Annotated in this window: 26 protein-coding genes; all 26 read right to left on the minus strand. The window is 49.0% G+C overall.

Translation table 11 applies throughout. From position 1 onward, the window contains the following. Positions 1 to 2 precede the first annotated feature (2 nt). Complete coding sequence (gene secY, locus EJO50_RS11315) at positions 3 to 1,307, minus strand: preprotein translocase subunit SecY (RefSeq protein ID WP_125974243.1); 1,305 nt, start codon at positions 1,305 to 1,307, stop codon at positions 3 to 5. A 26-nt stretch (positions 1,308 to 1,333) separates the two neighbouring features. Then, positions 1,334 to 1,768 (minus strand): 50S ribosomal protein L15, encoded by a 435-nt coding sequence (gene rplO / locus EJO50_RS11320; RefSeq protein WP_125974245.1) that lies wholly within the window; start codon positions 1,766 to 1,768, stop codon positions 1,334 to 1,336. After that, the gene (gene rpmD / locus EJO50_RS11325; RefSeq protein ID WP_046351573.1) at positions 1,769 to 1,954 is read right to left on the minus strand and encodes a 50S ribosomal protein L30; all 186 of its coding nucleotides are present in this window, start codon (positions 1,952 to 1,954) and stop codon (positions 1,769 to 1,771) included. Beyond that, a complete protein-coding gene (rpsE, locus tag EJO50_RS11330) occupies positions 1,951 to 2,466 on the minus strand; it encodes a 30S ribosomal protein S5 (RefSeq protein ID WP_046351572.1) in 516 nt (171 codons plus the stop codon). The genes rpmD and rpsE overlap by 4 nt, the downstream gene beginning before the upstream one ends. Positions 2,467 to 2,486: 20 nt before the next feature. Continuing rightward, positions 2,487 to 2,840 carry a 50S ribosomal protein L18 gene (rplR, locus tag EJO50_RS11335; protein WP_125974247.1) on the minus strand — a complete coding sequence of 118 codons (354 nt, stop codon included), beginning with the start codon at positions 2,838 to 2,840 and terminating at the stop codon, positions 2,487 to 2,489. A gap of 13 nt (positions 2,841 to 2,853) precedes the next feature. Further along, positions 2,854 to 3,387 carry a 50S ribosomal protein L6 gene (rplF, locus tag EJO50_RS11340; RefSeq protein WP_125974249.1) on the minus strand — a complete coding sequence of 178 codons (534 nt, stop codon included), beginning with the start codon at positions 3,385 to 3,387 and terminating at the stop codon, positions 2,854 to 2,856. Between the two features lie 12 nt (positions 3,388 to 3,399). Continuing rightward, on the minus strand, positions 3,400 to 3,792 hold the full coding sequence (rpsH, locus tag EJO50_RS11345; protein WP_125974251.1) for a 30S ribosomal protein S8: 393 nt from the start codon (positions 3,790 to 3,792) through the stop codon (positions 3,400 to 3,402). A gap of 15 nt (positions 3,793 to 3,807) precedes the next feature. Then, the gene (gene rpsN / locus EJO50_RS11350; RefSeq protein ID WP_046351568.1) at positions 3,808 to 4,113 is read right to left on the minus strand and encodes a 30S ribosomal protein S14; all 306 of its coding nucleotides are present in this window, start codon (positions 4,111 to 4,113) and stop codon (positions 3,808 to 3,810) included. A gap of 7 nt (positions 4,114 to 4,120) precedes the next feature. Next, positions 4,121 to 4,660 carry a 50S ribosomal protein L5 gene (gene rplE, locus EJO50_RS11355; RefSeq protein WP_125974253.1) on the minus strand — a complete coding sequence of 180 codons (540 nt, stop codon included), beginning with the start codon at positions 4,658 to 4,660 and terminating at the stop codon, positions 4,121 to 4,123. Between the two features lie 13 nt (positions 4,661 to 4,673). Beyond that, a complete protein-coding gene (gene rplX, locus EJO50_RS11360; RefSeq protein ID WP_046351566.1) occupies positions 4,674 to 4,994 on the minus strand; it encodes a 50S ribosomal protein L24 in 321 nt (106 codons plus the stop codon). A 10-nt stretch (positions 4,995 to 5,004) separates the two neighbouring features. After that, entirely contained in the window at positions 5,005 to 5,373 is a 369-nt protein-coding gene (rplN, locus tag EJO50_RS11365; protein ID WP_046351565.1) for a 50S ribosomal protein L14, read from the minus strand. Positions 5,374 to 5,559: 186 nt separating this feature from the next. Then, a complete protein-coding gene (gene rpsQ, locus EJO50_RS11370; protein WP_046351564.1) occupies positions 5,560 to 5,820 on the minus strand; it encodes a 30S ribosomal protein S17 in 261 nt (86 codons plus the stop codon). 2 nt (positions 5,821 to 5,822) lie between these two features. After that, positions 5,823 to 6,011, minus strand: coding sequence for a 50S ribosomal protein L29 (gene rpmC, locus EJO50_RS11375; protein ID WP_046351563.1), 189 nt, complete (start codon positions 6,009 to 6,011; stop codon positions 5,823 to 5,825). Next, complete coding sequence (gene rplP / locus EJO50_RS11380) at positions 6,008 to 6,427, minus strand: 50S ribosomal protein L16 (protein ID WP_125974255.1); 420 nt, start codon at positions 6,425 to 6,427, stop codon at positions 6,008 to 6,010. Before rplP ends, rpmC begins: the two co-directional genes overlap by 4 nt. Further along, the gene (rpsC, locus tag EJO50_RS11385) at positions 6,411 to 7,118 is read right to left on the minus strand and encodes a 30S ribosomal protein S3 (protein ID WP_099396483.1); all 708 of its coding nucleotides are present in this window, start codon (positions 7,116 to 7,118) and stop codon (positions 6,411 to 6,413) included. The genes rplP and rpsC overlap by 17 nt, the downstream gene beginning before the upstream one ends. 9 nt (positions 7,119 to 7,127) lie before the next feature. Then, positions 7,128 to 7,457: a 50S ribosomal protein L22 gene (gene rplV / locus EJO50_RS11390; RefSeq protein ID WP_046351560.1), complete on the minus strand. Its 330-nt coding sequence runs from the start codon at positions 7,455 to 7,457 to the stop codon at positions 7,128 to 7,130. 9 nt (positions 7,458 to 7,466) lie between these two features. Further along, on the minus strand, positions 7,467 to 7,742 hold the full coding sequence (rpsS, locus tag EJO50_RS11395) for a 30S ribosomal protein S19 (RefSeq protein ID WP_046351559.1): 276 nt from the start codon (positions 7,740 to 7,742) through the stop codon (positions 7,467 to 7,469). A 5-nt stretch (positions 7,743 to 7,747) separates the two neighbouring features. Continuing rightward, positions 7,748 to 8,584 (minus strand): 50S ribosomal protein L2, encoded by an 837-nt coding sequence (rplB, locus tag EJO50_RS11400; protein ID WP_125974257.1) that lies wholly within the window; start codon positions 8,582 to 8,584, stop codon positions 7,748 to 7,750. A 12-nt stretch (positions 8,585 to 8,596) separates the two neighbouring features. Further along, complete coding sequence (rplW, locus tag EJO50_RS11405) at positions 8,597 to 8,899, minus strand: 50S ribosomal protein L23 (protein WP_197433117.1); 303 nt, start codon at positions 8,897 to 8,899, stop codon at positions 8,597 to 8,599. Further along, positions 8,899 to 9,519, minus strand: a complete 621-nt coding sequence (rplD, locus tag EJO50_RS11410; RefSeq protein WP_125974259.1) for a 50S ribosomal protein L4 — start codon at positions 9,517 to 9,519, stop codon at positions 8,899 to 8,901. The genes rplW and rplD overlap by 1 nt, the downstream gene beginning before the upstream one ends. Next, positions 9,519 to 10,163 (minus strand): 50S ribosomal protein L3, encoded by a 645-nt coding sequence (gene rplC / locus EJO50_RS11415; protein WP_099396486.1) that lies wholly within the window; start codon positions 10,161 to 10,163, stop codon positions 9,519 to 9,521. Before rplC ends, rplD begins: the two co-directional genes overlap by 1 nt. 156 nt (positions 10,164 to 10,319) lie before the next feature. Then, positions 10,320 to 10,631, minus strand: coding sequence for a 30S ribosomal protein S10 (gene rpsJ / locus EJO50_RS11420; RefSeq protein WP_046351554.1), 312 nt, complete (start codon positions 10,629 to 10,631; stop codon positions 10,320 to 10,322). 12 nt (positions 10,632 to 10,643) lie between these two features. Further along, the gene (gene tuf, locus EJO50_RS11425; protein WP_125974279.1) at positions 10,644 to 11,834 is read right to left on the minus strand and encodes an elongation factor Tu; all 1,191 of its coding nucleotides are present in this window, start codon (positions 11,832 to 11,834) and stop codon (positions 10,644 to 10,646) included. 26 nt (positions 11,835 to 11,860) lie between these two features. Further along, entirely contained in the window at positions 11,861 to 13,960 is a 2,100-nt protein-coding gene (gene fusA, locus EJO50_RS11430; protein ID WP_125974281.1) for an elongation factor G, read from the minus strand. 27 nt (positions 13,961 to 13,987) lie between these two features. After that, positions 13,988 to 14,458: a 30S ribosomal protein S7 gene (gene rpsG, locus EJO50_RS11435; RefSeq protein WP_046351551.1), complete on the minus strand. Its 471-nt coding sequence runs from the start codon at positions 14,456 to 14,458 to the stop codon at positions 13,988 to 13,990. A 110-nt stretch (positions 14,459 to 14,568) separates the two neighbouring features. Further along, on the minus strand, positions 14,569 to 14,943 hold the full coding sequence (rpsL, locus tag EJO50_RS11440; protein ID WP_125974283.1) for a 30S ribosomal protein S12: 375 nt from the start codon (positions 14,941 to 14,943) through the stop codon (positions 14,569 to 14,571). Positions 14,944 to 15,031 lie beyond the last annotated feature (88 nt).

The raw sequence follows: 15,031 nt of genomic DNA on the forward strand, positions 1-15,031 counted from the left end.
GCCTAGCCCTTGAAGTTAGCTTTCTTGAGCAGACTCTCGTACTGGTGTGAGAGTACGTAAGACTGCATCTGCGACATAAAGTCCATTGTTACGACCACAAGAATCAACAGAGAAGTACCACCAAAATAGAATGGAACATTCCACTTTAGGATCAAAAACTCTGGAATCAAGCAGATTACCGTAATATAAACAGCACCGATTAATGTGAGTTTTAAAATCAATTTTTCGATGTATTTCGCAGTATGGTCTCCCGGGCGATAGCCCGGAATCATTGCTCCGCTCTTCTTTAGATTATCTGCAGTTTCCTTCGGGTTGAAGACCAAAGCAGTGTAGAAGTAGCAAAAGAAAATGATCGCAGTCGCATACAACAGTACATAGAGCGGCTGACCAGGATGCAGCATGTCACCGATCGATTTCAACCAAGACAACTTATCACTATTCCCAGTCCACGACAGTAAAGTCGCAGGAAATAAAATAATTGATGAGGCAAAAATCGGAGGGATCACGCCCGCCATATTCAGTTTCAGTGGAAGGTGAGTGCTTTGCGCCTGCATCATGCGGTTGCCAACCTGGCGCTTCGCATAATGAATAGGAACTTTACGCTGGCCACGTTCTACGAACACAACCGCCGCAGTTAACAACACAACACCAACAAAGAGAAACAACACAAGCAAAATAGGTAATGCACCTTGATTAGCCAGTGATAACGTCTTACCGATTGCCGAAGGCAAACCAGAAGCAATACCAGAACAGATCAAAATTGAAATACCGTTACCGATACCCCGTTCGGTGATCTGCTCACCTAACCACATCAGGAACATGGTGCCAGTCGCCAGCGTCACGATAGTCGTAAACACAAACTGAGCTTGTGCCACAACCACTAGATTCGGCTGTTTGAACAGCATCATTGCAATACCAAAGCTCTGTGCCGTAGCAAGAAGCAACGTCGCATAACGCGTATATTGCGTAATTTTACGACGGCCTGCCTCTCCCTCTTTTTTCATCTGCTTTAGAGATGGCAGCACCTCGGCAGCGAGCTGTAAAATAATCGATGCCGAGATGTAAGGCATGATCCCGATAGCGAACACGGTAAAGCGAGAGAGAGCACCACCGGAAAACATATTGAACATGTTCAATAAACCGGTCTGCGACGACTCAAACAATTTTGCCAGTTCTGCCGGATTGATCCCTGGCACCGGGATATGTGCACCGATTCGATATACGATCAGTGCCCCGATGAGGAACCAAATCCGGCTTTTCAGATCCGCAAACTTATTTGCAGAACTAGCCAGAGCGGGATTTGCCATTACTGCCTTATCCTCAGTTTACCGAATTACTCGGTGATGCTGCCACCAGCTGCTTCAATAGCAGCACGGGCACCCTTAGTTACAGCCAAGCCCTTGAGTACAACGGCACGCCCGATAGTGCCGGAAAGTACAACTTTCCCGCGCAGAGCATGCTGAGATACCACACCAGCTTGAAGCAGTGCTTCAAAGGTAATTTCGCTCAATGGCAAATCGTTGATGTCCGACAAGCGAACTTCAGCGGTATCACCACGTGTGAGTGAAACAAAACCACGTTTTGGCAGACGGCGTTGTAAAGGCATTTGACCGCCTTCAAAACCGACTTTATGAAAACCACCAGTACGTGACTTCTGACCTTTGTGACCACGACCAGACGTTTTGCCTAAGCCAGAGCCAATACCGCGGCCTACACGACGCTTAGCGTGAGTAGAACCAACAGCTGGTTTCAGGTTATTAAGTTCCATTTAGCCTTCCACCTTCAGTAGGTAGCTGATCTTGTTAGCCATACCGCGGTTTTCCGGGGTATCGATCACTTCAGAGCTACTATTAAGACGACGGAGACCTAAGCCACGAGCACATGCTTTGTGAGCTTCCAGGCGACCAATCAGACTTTTAACTAAAGTTACTTTGAATTTCTTAGAGTCGCTCATTTAGCAGCTCCCAGAATCTCTTCAACAGACTTACCACGCTTCGCAGCAATATCTGCTGGTGTATGAAGCTTGGAAAGGCCGTCTAATGTTGCACGTACGATGTTGTACGGGTTGGTCGAACCGTGACACTTTGCCGAAATATTATGGATACCCATAACTTCGAACACAGCACGCATTGGACCACCAGCAATAATACCCTTACCATCCGCAGCAGGCTGCATGAACACTGTAGTAGCGCCATGTTTGCCGAATACTGTGTGGTGAATCGTACCATTGCGCAAAGTAACTTTTTGCAACTTACGACGGGCTTCTTCCATTGCTTTTTGTACGGCTACAGGCACTTCTTTCGACTTGCCCTTACCCATACCAACGCCGCCATCACCGTCACCAACTACTGTCAGTGCGGCAAAACCAAGGATACGACCACCCTTGACGACCTTGGTTACGCGATTTACAGCGACCATCTTTTCACGAAGGCCGTCGCCGCGTTCTTCCATATCGTTCTTAGCCATTATATCAACTCCAAACTCAATTAGAAGACGAGGCCGCCCTCACGGGCAGCGTCAGCTAAGGCCTTAACACGGCCGTGATATTTGAAGCCGGAACGGTCAAATGCAACCGTTTCGACACCTGCAGCTTTCGCTTTTTCCGCGATACGCTTGCCAATCACGACTGCGGCATCAACAGAGCCGCCGTTCTTGAGTTGGCCACGAACATCAGCTTCAAGAGTTGAAGCAGAAACCAGTACTTTGCTACCGGTTTCGTCGATGATCTGGGCGTAGATGTGACTGTTGGTGCGGTGCACCGACAGACGCAACATCTTGAGCTCCGAAATCTTTGCACGGGTTTTACGTGCGCGGCGGAGTCGAGCTTGGTTCTTGTCCATGATTCAGCCTCGATTACTTCTTCTTGGTTTCTTTCAATACGACAACCTCATCGGAATAACGTACGCCCTTGCCTTTATATGGCTCAGGTTTACGGTATTCACGAATTTCGGCTGCAACCTGACCAACCAGTTGCTTGTCGGCGCCCTTAAGGACGATTTCGGTTTGTGTCGGAGTTTCCACCTTCACACCTGCTGGCATTGTATGCGCAACAGGGTGGGAAAAGCCGAGAGTCAGATTCAAGATATCACCTTGAGCCTGGGCACGGTAACCAACGCCTACCAGCAAGAGCTTGCGCTCGAAGCCTTTAGAAACGCCTGTTACCATGTTATTTACCAATGCGCGTAAAGTACCGGACATAGAGCGAGCATGCTTGGATGCACCCTTGGCGGCAAATTGAACAGCATTGTCCTCAACCTTAACATCCACATCAACGCAAAGAGTTTGCGTCATTGTGCCATGTGGGCCCTTCACAACGATTTCACCAGCAGCGAACTTGACTTCAACGCCTGCCGGGATAACTACTGGGTTTTTTGCTACGCGAGACATCGATTCACCTCTTTAAGCGACGACGCACAGAAGCTCGCCACCAATACCATTGGCGCGTGCTTTGCGATCTGTCATTACGCCTTTGGAGGTGGACAAAATAGCCACACCCAGACCGTTCATCACCGTTGGGATTTCTGTCGCACCTTTGTAGATGCGCAGCCCCGGTTTGGACACACGGTCCAAACGCTCGATAACCGGACGACCAGCGTAGTACTTGAGTTCGATGGTCAGAACAGGTTTAACTTCACCTGTGACTTCAAACGATTCGATATAACCTTCATCTTGCAACACGCCAGCAATTGCTAACTTCAGCGTGGACGATGGCATTGTAACTTGTGCCTTGTCCGCGCGTTGTGCGTTGCGAATACGGGTTAGCATATCGGCGATAGGATCATGCATTGCCATGTTTTATCTCTCCTATTACCAGCTAGCCTTGACCATGCCAGGAACTTCACCCTTGAAGGCGAGTTCACGTAGCTTGATACGGCCGAGTCCGAATTTGCGATACACGCCACGACCACGACCAGTAATCGAACAACGATTTACTAGACGTACCGGGCTTGCATTACGCGGAAGCTGCTGGAATTGCAAACGAGCAGCAAAACGCTCTTCGTCAGATGCATTCTGGTCATTGATGACCGCCATCAGCTTTTCACGCTTGGCGGCGTACTTGGCGACGGTTGCACGACGCTTTTCCTCACGCTTAATCACTGCGACTTTAGCCATGGTTGCCTCAACTCTTGAATGGGAACTTGAAGCAAGCGAGTAAAGCACGCGCTTCTTCATCGGATTTAGCAGTAGTGGTAATCGTAATATTCATACCACGCAAAGCGTCAATCTTGTCGTATTCGATTTCTGGGAAAATGATTTGCTCACGTACGCCCATATTGAAATTACCACGACCGTCAAACGACTTGCCACTCACGCCACGGAAATCGCGTACACGTGGCAGAGCAATCGTTACCAGACGATCCAGGAATTCGAACATGCGTTCGCGGCGCAAAGTCACTTTGCAGCCAACCGGATAACCTTCACGAATTTTAAAACCGGCAATCGACTTTTTAGCTACAGTAACAACCGGCTTTTGACCAGCAATTTTCACCAAATCACCAACAGCGTGGTCCATCACTTTCTTATCTGCGATCGCTTCGCCAACACCCATGTTAATGGTGATTTTGTCGATACGCGGAACTTGCATGATGGACTTATACCCGAACTGTTCAACCAGCTTCGGCACTACTTGATCTTTATAAAACTCTTGCAGACGAGCCATTTTTCATCACCCCTTAGCCGCCGATCACTTCGCCACTAGACTTAAAGAAACGAACCTTGCGGCCATCCTCTAAAGTCTTGAAGCCAACGCGATCAGCCTTGCCCGTTGCAGTGTTAAACAAGGCAACATTAGAAATGTGAACCGGCATAGTCTTTTCGACAATACCGCCCTGTACACCGCGCATTGGATTAGGCTTCTGGTGTTTTTTCACCACATTAACGCCTTCAACCACGACACGATCTTCAGCCGGGATTACGCGCAGCACTGTACCGCGCTTGCCGTTGTCCTTGCCTGTGATAACGATGATTTCATCGCCTTTGCGAATCTTGTTCATGCCTGTCCCCTTACAACACTTCTGGCGCAAGTGAAACGATTTTCATGAATCGTTCATTGCGCAGCTCACGCGTCACTGGCCCGAAAATACGGGTACCAATTGGCTCAAGCTTGGCGTTAAGGAGAACTGCAGCGTTACCGTCAAATTTGATCAGTGAACCATCAGCACGGCGTACGCCCTTAGCGGTGCGAACCACTACGGCGCTATAAACATCACCTTTTTTAACACGACCACGAGGGGCAGCATCTTTAATGGCAACTTTAATAATATCGCCCACCGAAGCGTAGCGACGCTTGGAACCACCGAGAACCTTAATGCACATTACAGAACGTGCACCAGTGTTATCAGCAACCTCAAGCCTAGTTTGCATTTGAATCATTGAAACAAACCTCCAACTTTTTCCGCCATAATCTCAGCAAGACCGAGTCGCTCGGCAAAACCGAGCATTAGCAGCTAGTTTTGGATCCCGTAGGGAAGAACTCCATACACAGCAAAATGTTGTATATGGATAAGAAAGCGGGCATTGTACATAAAGCACAATGCCCGCGCAAGCACGTATTAAATATTAATTACGAGCCTTTTCTACCAACGTCGTCACAGCCCAGTTTTTAGTCTTGGAAAGTGGACGAATTTCTTGGATCGTAACCAAATCACCTTCGTGATATTGATTGCTTTCGTCGTGTGCGTGGTATTTTTTGGAACGACGCATCATCTTGCCGTAGAGCGGGTGTTTAACCAGACGCTCTACCAACACGGTAACAGTCTTATCCATTTTGTCGCTGACGATACGGCCTGTCAGTTCGCGCTTCAGTTTAGCTTCAGACATCGTTAAGCCGCCTTCTGAGCCATGATGGTATGAACGCGCGCAATATCTTTGCGCACACGGTTGAGTTCGCTTGGCTTGGCCAGTTGACCCGTCGCATGCTGCATACGCAAGCTAAACTGCGCCTTCAACAATGCGGTCAACTCAGCCTTCAGCTCTTCAACAGATTTCTGATGTAGTTCAGCAGCTTTCATCGTTGTCCCGCCTGACGAGTAACAAAGGTAGTCGCGAATGGTAATTTAGCAGATGCAAGGCGGAAAGCCTCACGTGCAACTACTTCATCAACACCATCCAGCTCATACAAAACTTTGCCTGGTTGAATCTCAGCAACCCAGTAATCCGGGCTACCCTTACCATTACCCATACGCACTTCAGCGGGCTTGGTAGAGATTGGCTTATCTGGGAACGTACGAATCCACACACGACCACCACGTTTAATGTAACGGGTAATCGCACGACGTGCGGATTCAATCTGACGAGCTGTCAGACGGCCACGACTAGTGGCCTTGAGCCCAAACACACCAAAAGCAACGCTGTTACCACGAGTAGCGATACCCGTGTTACGGCCCTTCTGGACCTTGCGATACTTAAGTCTAGTTGGCTGCAGCATTGCGAGGCCCCTTCCGTGCGTTTTTCTTCTGAGCTTCAGGTGCTGGTTCAGCAGCCTTTTCGCCCGGCTTCATTTCGCCTTTATAAACCCAAACCTTGATACCAATGATACCGTAGGTGGTTTTGGCTTCAGAAGTTGCGTAATCGATATCAGCACGCAGTGTATGCAAAGGCACGCGGCCTTCACGATACCATTCTGTACGTGCAATTTCGATGCCGTTCAAACGGCCTGACGACATGATCTTGATACCTTGTGCACCAAGACGCATTGCGTTTTGCATTGCACGCTTCATGGCACGACGGAACATCACACGCTTTTCAAGTTGCGCAGAAATACTGTCAGCAATAATTTGTGCATCGATTTCAGGCTTACGCACTTCTTCGATATTTACATGCACGGGCACATTCAGGATTTTTTGCAGCGCTTTTTTGAGCTGCTCAATATCCTCGCCCTTTTTACCAATCACCACTCCCGGACGAGCCGTGAAGATAGTGATTTTGGCATTTTTAGCCGGACGCTCGATTACGACACGACTCACTGAAGCACTGGCCAGTTTCTTTTTCAGATAATCGCGTACTGCGATATCTTCATTGAGCATACCGGCAAAATTGCTACTGTTGGCGTACCAACGCGAAGCCCAGTTCTTAGTGACGGCGAGACGAAAACCCGTCGGATGAACTTTCTGACCCATAGTCGCTCCTTAATCGCCAACAATCAATGTGATATGGCAAGTTTGCTTCTCGATACGATTGCCACGGCCTTTGGCACGTGCGCTGAAACGCTTAAGAGAAGGTCCCTTATCCACAAAAATTGTGGTCACTTTGAGTGCGTCGATATCGGCGCCTTCATTGTGCTCAGCATTGGCAATAGCGGATTCCAGAACCTTCTTGATTAAAACCGCGCCCTTTTTAGGGCAGAAGGCCAGAATATTCAACGCCTGCTCTACCGGCTTGCCACGGACTAGGTCAGCGACCAGCCGCGCTTTTTGGGCGGAGAGGCGAGTGTTGCTTAATACAGCAGATACTTGCATGTCTTCACCTTATCGCTTGGCTTTTTTGTCCGCAGCATGGCCTTTGAACGTGCGGGTAAGTGCAAACTCGCCCAGCTTGTGTCCAACCATGTTTTCGTTCACATATACTGGAACGTGCTGCTTACCATTGTGAACCGCAATTGTCAGACCAACGAAGTCTGGCAACACAGTAGAACGGCGTGACCAAGTTTTCACTGGACGCTTGTCGTTCGCCGCGCGGGCAGTTTCCACCTTTTTGATCAGGTGCAGGTCAACGAATGGGCCTTTTTTAATAGAACGTGCCATTTACATTACCTCTTGTTCGCGGGACGACGACGCACGATCATGCTGCTTGTGCGCTTGTTGCGACGAGTGCGATAGCCCTTAGCAGGCTGGCCCCATGGACTAACTGGAACACGACCTTCACCAGTACGACCTTCACCACCACCGTGCGGGTGATCAACCGGATTCATTGCAGTACCACGTACTGTTGGGCGAATACCCAACCAACGCTTGGCACCTGCTTTACCGTAGGAGCGAAGATTATGCTCTTCATTACCTACTTCACCGATTGTTGCGCGGCAATCAACGTGAACCTTGCGGATTTCGCCAGAGCGCAGACGCAATTGAGCGTAAGCACCTTCACGAGCCAGCAACTGAACAGCTGCACCTGCAGAACGTGCCAACTGAGCGCCTTTACCCGGTTGCAGTTCGATACAATGAATCGTGGAACCAACTGGGATATTGCGGATTGGGAGGGTATTACCCACCTTAATCGGTGCATCCGAGCCAGAAATCACGGTCATATCAGCCTTTAGGCCTTTCGGAGCAATGATATAACGACGCTCACCATCTGCGTAGCAAAGCAACGCGATGTTAGCAGTACGGTTAGGATCGTATTCAAGACGCTCTACACGAGCAACGATACCATCCTTGTCATTGCGCTTAAAGTCGATAAGACGATAATGCTGCTTGTGACCACCACCCATATGACGGGTTGTAATCACACCACGGTTGTTACGACCAGCTGTCTTGCTTTGCGACTCGAGCAAAGGAGCGTATGGCGCACCCTTGTGTAGATCTGGGGTCACAACCTTGACGACGGCGCGGCGACCGGGGGACGTCGGTTTTACTTTTACCAATGCCATTTTCAGTCTCCTTTACTGCGCTGCCGCGAGGTCGAGTTCTTGGCCTGCAGCAAGGCTGATATAAGCCTTTTTCCAGTCCTTGCGACGACCTACGGTACGACCAAATTTCTTGCCCTTGCCCTTGACATTCAATGTCGACACACCTTCAACCTTCACTTTAAAGAGAAGCTCAACGGCGGCCTTGATTTCTGCCTTAGTAGCGTCCGTGGATACACGGAAAACAACCTGGTCATTCTTTTCAGCCACAAAAGTGGTCTTTTCTGACACGATAGGTGCCAGAAGAACTTGAAGCAGACGATTTTCAGAGAATTGCATCATGCGTACAACTCCTCAAAAGCTTGCAGTGCTTCGCGAGTGATAACCACTTTCTTAAAACGAACGAGGCTCACTGGATCAGCTTGCGATGGCTCAAGCACCAGAACGTGCGCAAGATTGCGCGACGCGAGATACAGGTTCTCATCCAGCTCTTTGGTGATAATCAACACGGAATCCAACTGCATAGCAGCCAATTTCTGCGCGAAAGCCTTAGTTTTTGGTGTTTCAGCAGTAAAGCCTTCCACCACCACAAGACGCTCTTCACGAACCAGCTGCGACAAAATGGTCGCAATACCGGCACGGAACATCTTACGATTAACCTTTTGCGAGAAGTTCTCGTCCGGGCTATTCGGGAAAGCACGACCACCACCACGCCATAGCGGGGAAGAGCTCATACCAGCACGAGCACGGCCTGTACCCTTCTGTTTCCAAGGCTTTTTGGTCGAGTGACTTACGTTATCACGACCTTTTTGAGCACGATTGCCGCTACGAGCGTTCGCGAAGTAAGCTGTCACAACCTGGTGAACCAGCGCTTCGTTAAATTCGCGTGCGAACAGTGCATCCGAACCAGCGACAGCGGCTTGCGCCTCGCCGGCAGCATTGATGACTTTAAGATCCATTACGCACCTGCCTTCACACTCGGACGAACAACCACGTCATTACCCTTGCAGCCAGGGACTGCGCCCTTAACTAACAGCAATTGACGTTCGGCATCGACACGGACGATTTCCAAGTTCTGAGTTGTACGTTGAACATTACCCAGTTGACCTGCCATGCGCTTACCAGGTAGAACACGACCCGGATCTTGCGCTTGACCAATGGAACCCGGCGTATTGTGCGAGCGCGAGTTACCGTGGGAGGCACGGTTGGAAGAGAAATGGTGACGTTTAATTACACCGGCAAAACCCTTACCCAGAGTAGTACCAGTTACATCAACGTAAGAACCAGCCGCAAACATTTCAACGGAAAGCTGATCACCAGCCTTCAGTTCTGCCAATTTCTCAGCAGTAACGTTAAATTCAACCAAACCCAAACCTGCTTCCACGCCTGCTTTCGCAAAGTGACCAGCTTGAGCCTTGTTAACACGACTAGCTTTCTTTGCACCGAAAGTAACCTGAACAGCTGCATAGCCATCAGTTTCCGGCGTCTTGATTTGCGTAACGCGATTAGCAGACATGTCCAGCACAGTTACCGGAATGGATGCACCATCCTCAGCAAATACGCGGGTCATGCCGACTTTACGTCCGACAAGTCCTAAGCTCATAGTTATATCCCTTTCAGGGCCGATTACGATTGACCGGCTAAACCTAAAGTAAAAAAGGCTTGCCACCCTTAAGTGGCAAGCCCGCGACTTTAGCAAGATTTTTCTTTTACCGCAAGTACTTAGCGCATATCACAGTAAAAAAATCTCAATTATCGATTATTGCAGCTTGATTTCTACGTCTACACCCGCTGGCAAATCCAGCTTCATCAGTGCATCAACGGTTTTGTCTGTTGGATTGACAATGTCCATTAAGCGCAAATGTGTACGGATTTCCATCTGATCACGCGCCATTTTATTAACGTGTGGAGAGCTCAGAATGTCAAAACGCTCAATTTTTGTAGGAAGCGGAACCGGGCCTTTCACAACAGCACCAGTACGCTTAGCCGTATCAACAATTTCCTGCGCCGAACGATCGATCAAAGCGTAGTCAAAAGCTTTCAGACGGATACGAATTTTTTGGTTTTGCATTTTAGGGACCTATTAAACGAGGACTTTGGCAACAACACCCGCGCCAACAGTACGACCACCTTCGCGAATCGCGAAACGCAGACCTTGTTCCATTGCAACCGGAGCGATCAGGGTAACGGTAACTTCAACGTTATCGCCTGGCATCACCATTTCAGTACCTTCTGGCAAATCAACCGAGCCTGTTACGTCAGTCGTGCGGAAGAAGAACTGTGGACGGTAGCCATTGAAGAATGGAGTATGACGGCCACCTTCATCTTTCGACAGAACGTAAACAGAACCTTCAAACTTTGTGTGCGGAGTGATCGAACCTGGCTTTGCCAGAACCTGACCACGCTGAACATCTTCACGCTTAGTACCACGAAGCAGTGCACCAATATTATCGCCTGCCTGCCCTTGATCCAGCAGCTTACGGAACATTTCAACACCGGTACATGTTGTCTTAACTGTTGTAGTAATACCAACAATTTCGATTTCCTCACCCACTTTAACCACACCGCGCTCTACGCGGCCAGTTACCACAGTACCGCGACCAGAGATCGAGAATACGTCTTCAACTGGCATCAGAAACGCACCATCCACTGCGCGCTCTGGCAATGGAATGTACGAATCCAGTGCTTCGGCAAGACGGAAAATCGATGGTTCGCCGTGCTCTGACTGATCACCTTCCAGTGCCAGACGGGCTGAACCCACCACGATTGGAGTGTCATCACCAGGGAAGTCATACTTGCTCAGCAGTTCACGAACTTCCATATCTACCAATTCAAGCAACTCAGCATCATCAACCAGATCTGCTTTGTTCAGGTAAACAATGATGTATGGAACGCCAACCTGGCGAGCCAGCAAGATGTGTTCACGAGTTTGTGGCATGGGACCATCAGCAGCCGAACACACCAGGATCGCGCCATCCATCTGCGCAGCACCGGTAATCATGTTCTTGATGTAATCCGCGTGACCCGGGCAGTCAACGTGAGCGTAGTGACGAGTTTCTGTCTCATACTCAACGTGTGAAGTATTAATAGTAATACCACGTGCTTTTTCTTCAGGCGCGCTGTCGATTTGTGAGTAGTCTTTTGCTTCACCACCGAATTTCTTCGACAGGATTGTCGAAATTGCCGCTGTCAGTGTGGTCTTACCATGGTCAACGTGACCAATTGTACCAACGTTAACGTGTGGCTTTGTGCGCGTAAATTTTTCTTTTGCCATTGCTATATATCCTTTAAATTATTTAATTATTTTTTGTTCGCAATAATCGCGTCAGCCACATGCTTCGGCGCTTCGGAGTAATGCTTGAATTCCATAGAGTAAGTTGCACGACCTTGCGACATAGAACGCAAGCGAGTCGAGTAACCAAACATCTCGGAAAGAGGCAACTCTGCCTTAACCATCTTGCCACCAGCAGGATTGTCATCCATACCTTGCAAGATACCACGGCGGGACGAAATATCGCCCATGATGTCACCCATGTACTCTTCTGGTGTTTCAACTTCTACGGCCATCATTGGCTCAAGAATAACAGCACCAGCACGACGCATTGCTTCTTTAAACGCAATCGAACCCGCAAGTTCAAACGCAATTTGCGAAGAGTCAACATCGTGGTACGAACCGAATGTCAGGCGAACCTTAACATCAACAACCGGGAAGCCTGCCAACACGCCAGCTTTCAGTGTGTTTTGGATACCCTTATCAACCGAAGGGATAAATTCACGAGGAATTGTACCACCCTTGATTTCATCGATAAACGCATAGCCATTACCTTCACCAGCCGGCTCAACAGTAATCACGCAATGACCATACTGACCTTTACCGCCAGACTGTTTAGCATGCTTACCTTCGATATCGGTAGCGATACGGGTAATTGTTTCGCGGTATGCAACTTGCGGAGCACCCACATTAGCTTCAACGCCAAATTCACGGCGCATACGATCAACCAGAATTTCCAGGTGCAACTCACCCATGCCGGACATAATTGTCTGGCCGGTTTCTTCATCTGTACGTACGCGGAAAGATGGATCTTCCTTCGCCAGACGATTCAGAGCAATACCCATTTTTTCTTGGTCTTGCTTGGTTTTTGGCTCAACAGCAACGTGAATTACTGGCTCCGGGAACACCATGCGTTCCAGAATAATAAATTCATTAGGCGCACACAGAGTCTCACCCGTTGTTACTTCTTTCAAACCAATCGCAGCAGCAATATCACCAGCGTAAACTTCATCAATTTCTTGACGATCATTTGCGTGCATTTGCACGATACGGCCAATACGCTCTTTCTTATCCTTAACCGAATTCAGTACGGTATCGCCAGACTTCACAACACCCGAGTAAACGCGGAAGAAGGTCAACTGACCAACATAAGGATCACTCATCAGCTTAAATGCCAGCGCCGAGAACGGAGCAGTATCAGAAGCTTCACGAGTAATAGGCTGCTCTTTTTCATCCACGCCAGTAATCGCAGCAACTTCAACCGGTGAAGGCATAAAGTCGATTACAGCATCAAGCATGCGTTGCACGCCTTTGTTCTTGAACGCACTGCCGCACAACATAGGCTGGATTTCGCACGCCAAAGTGCGGATACGCAGGCCTTCAATGATCTCAGCTTCGCTCAAATCACCTTCTTCAAGGTATTTGTTCATCATCTCTTCAGACGATTCAGCAGCCGCTTCAACCATGTTTTCACGCCAAGTTTGAGCGATCTCTACTAATTCAGCAGGGATATCACCGTATTCAAACTTCATACCTTGCGATGCTTCATCCCACAAGATGGATTTCATCTTGATCAGATCAACCACGCCGGTAAAGCCATCTTCAGCACCAACAGGAATAACAACTGGTACTGGATTAGCTTTCAGGCGAATCTTCATCTGCTCAACTACGCGGAAGAAGTTAGCACCCTGACGGTCCATCTTGTTTACGAAAGCAAGACGTGGAACTTTGTATTTATTAGCTTGACGCCATACGGTTTCAGACTGGGGCTGAACACCACCCACAGCGCAATAAACCATGCAAGCGCCATCCAGAACGCGCATTGAGCGCTCAACTTCAATCGTGAAGTCAACGTGACCTGGGGTGTCGATGATGTTAATGCGGTGTTCCGGGTACTGTTGCGCCATGCCTTTCCAGAACGTAGTCGTCGCAGCAGAAGTAATCGTGATTCCACGCTCCTGCTCTTGCTCCATCCAGTCCATTGTTGCGGCGCCATCATGCACTTCACCGATTTTGTGATTTACACCGGTGTAGAACAGAACGCGTTCGGTCGTCGTCGTTTTACCGGCGTCGATGTGAGCGGAAATACCAATATTACGGTAACGCTCAATAGAAGTCTTACGTGCCACGGGAGATTCCTTATCCGGGTTACGCGATTAGAAGCGGTAGTGAGCGAACGCTTTATTCGCTTCTGCCATACGGTGTACTTCGTCGCGCTTCTTCATTGCGCCACCGCGGCCTTCAGCCGCATCGAGGAGTTCACCTGCCAGACGCAGATCCATCGATTTTTCACCACGTTTACGAGCCGCATCACGAACCCAACGCATCGCCAATGCCAAACGACGGCTAGGACGGACTTCAACTGGTACTTGGTAGTTTGCACCACCAACACGACGGCTTTTCACTTCAACCATTGGCTTGGCATTACCGATTGCAGCAGAGAACACTTCCAGCGGTGATTTGCCAGTTTTTTTCTCGATCTGCACAAGTGCACCGTAAACGATACGCTCTGCAACCGCTTTCTTACCATCCATCATTACAACGTTCATGAACTTGGTCAGTTCTTGGCTACCAAACTTTGGATCCGGTAAAACGTCGCGTTTCGGTACTTCTCTGCGTCTAGGCATAATTCTCTATCCTTAATATTTCATTCAGTCGGGGTTTCCCCCTCGGCCGCCCATCAAGACGACCACTTACTCGACGGCCCGGATGGGACTCGCCGACCGTCCAGAGGCAATTAAGCCTTAGGACGCTTCGTACCGTACTTGGAGCGCGATTGTTTGCGATCTTTAACACCGGCGGTATCCAGAGAGCCGCGTACTGTGTGGTAACGCACACCCGGCAAATCCTTAACACGACCGCCACGGATCAGCACAACGCTGTGTTCCTGCAGGTTATGGCCTTCACCACCAATGTACGAAATAACTTCGAAACCATTAGTTAAGCGAACTTTACATACTTTACGAAGCGCGGAGTTAGGCTTCTTAGGAGTCGTTGTGTATACACGGGTGCATACGCCACGTTTTTGCGGGCAGGACTCAAGAGCTGGCACTTTGCTCTTTGCTTTTTCCTGCTCACGACCCTTGCGGACGAGCTGGTTAATCGTTGGCATTGATTACTTCCTTAGGTTAAAAAGCCCTTTTGGGGCACTTGCTTCTTATCTTTTCATACAAAGCATTAAACATATTATCAGCCCGGCT

This window comes from Iodobacter ciconiae (genome assembly GCF_003952345.1).
Taxonomy (GTDB): Bacteria; Pseudomonadota; Gammaproteobacteria; order Burkholderiales; family Chitinibacteraceae; genus Iodobacter; species Iodobacter ciconiae.

Excerpts from the sequence above, each read along its gene's own strand:
- secY (WP_125974243.1), bottom strand. The coding sequence starts at position 1,307 with ATGGCAAATCCCGCTCTGGCTAGTTCTGCAAATAAGTTTGCGGATCTG.
- rplO (WP_125974245.1), bottom strand. The coding sequence starts at position 1,768 with ATGGAACTTAATAACCTGAAACCAGCTGTTGGTTCTACTCACGCTAAG.
- rpmD (WP_046351573.1), bottom strand. The coding sequence starts at position 1,954 with ATGAGCGACTCTAAGAAATTCAAAGTAACTTTAGTTAAAAGTCTGATT.
- rpsE (WP_046351572.1), bottom strand. The coding sequence starts at position 2,466 with ATGGCTAAGAACGATATGGAAGAACGCGGCGACGGCCTTCGTGAAAAG.
- rplR (WP_125974247.1), bottom strand. The coding sequence starts at position 2,840 with ATGGACAAGAACCAAGCTCGACTCCGCCGCGCACGTAAAACCCGTGCA.
- rplF (WP_125974249.1), bottom strand. The coding sequence starts at position 3,387 with ATGTCTCGCGTAGCAAAAAACCCAGTAGTTATCCCGGCAGGCGTTGAA.
- rpsH (WP_125974251.1), bottom strand. The coding sequence starts at position 3,792 with ATGGCAATGCATGATCCTATCGCCGATATGCTAACCCGTATTCGCAAC.
- rpsN (WP_046351568.1), bottom strand. The coding sequence starts at position 4,113 with ATGGCTAAAGTCGCAGTGATTAAGCGTGAGGAAAAGCGTCGTGCAACC.
- rplE (WP_125974253.1), bottom strand. The coding sequence starts at position 4,660 with ATGGCTCGTCTGCAAGAGTTTTATAAAGATCAAGTAGTGCCGAAGCTG.
- rplX (WP_046351566.1), bottom strand. The coding sequence starts at position 4,994 with ATGAACAAGATTCGCAAAGGCGATGAAATCATCGTTATCACAGGCAAG.
- rplN (WP_046351565.1), bottom strand. The coding sequence starts at position 5,373 with ATGATTCAAATGCAAACTAGGCTTGAGGTTGCTGATAACACTGGTGCA.
- rpsQ (WP_046351564.1), bottom strand. The coding sequence starts at position 5,820 with ATGTCTGAAGCTAAACTGAAGCGCGAACTGACAGGCCGTATCGTCAGC.
- rpmC (WP_046351563.1), bottom strand. The coding sequence starts at position 6,011 with ATGAAAGCTGCTGAACTACATCAGAAATCTGTTGAAGAGCTGAAGGCT.
- rplP (WP_125974255.1), bottom strand. The coding sequence starts at position 6,427 with ATGCTGCAGCCAACTAGACTTAAGTATCGCAAGGTCCAGAAGGGCCGT.
- rpsC (WP_099396483.1), bottom strand. The coding sequence starts at position 7,118 with ATGGGTCAGAAAGTTCATCCGACGGGTTTTCGTCTCGCCGTCACTAAG.
- rplV (WP_046351560.1), bottom strand. The coding sequence starts at position 7,457 with ATGCAAGTATCTGCTGTATTAAGCAACACTCGCCTCTCCGCCCAAAAA.
- rpsS (WP_046351559.1), bottom strand. The coding sequence starts at position 7,742 with ATGGCACGTTCTATTAAAAAAGGCCCATTCGTTGACCTGCACCTGATC.
- rplB (WP_125974257.1), bottom strand. The coding sequence starts at position 8,584 with ATGGCATTGGTAAAAGTAAAACCGACGTCCCCCGGTCGCCGCGCCGTC.
- rplW (WP_197433117.1), bottom strand. The coding sequence starts at position 8,899 with ATGCAATTCTCTGAAAATCGTCTGCTTCAAGTTCTTCTGGCACCTATC.
- rplD (WP_125974259.1), bottom strand. The coding sequence starts at position 9,519 with ATGGATCTTAAAGTCATCAATGCTGCCGGCGAGGCGCAAGCCGCTGTC.
- rplC (WP_099396486.1), bottom strand. The coding sequence starts at position 10,163 with ATGAGCTTAGGACTTGTCGGACGTAAAGTCGGCATGACCCGCGTATTT.
- rpsJ (WP_046351554.1), bottom strand. The coding sequence starts at position 10,631 with ATGCAAAACCAAAAAATTCGTATCCGTCTGAAAGCTTTTGACTACGCT.
- tuf (WP_125974279.1), bottom strand. The coding sequence starts at position 11,834 with ATGGCAAAAGAAAAATTTACGCGCACAAAGCCACACGTTAACGTTGGT.
- rpsG (WP_046351551.1), bottom strand. The coding sequence starts at position 14,458 with ATGCCTAGACGCAGAGAAGTACCGAAACGCGACGTTTTACCGGATCCA.
- rpsL (WP_125974283.1), bottom strand. The coding sequence starts at position 14,943 with ATGCCAACGATTAACCAGCTCGTCCGCAAGGGTCGTGAGCAGGAAAAA.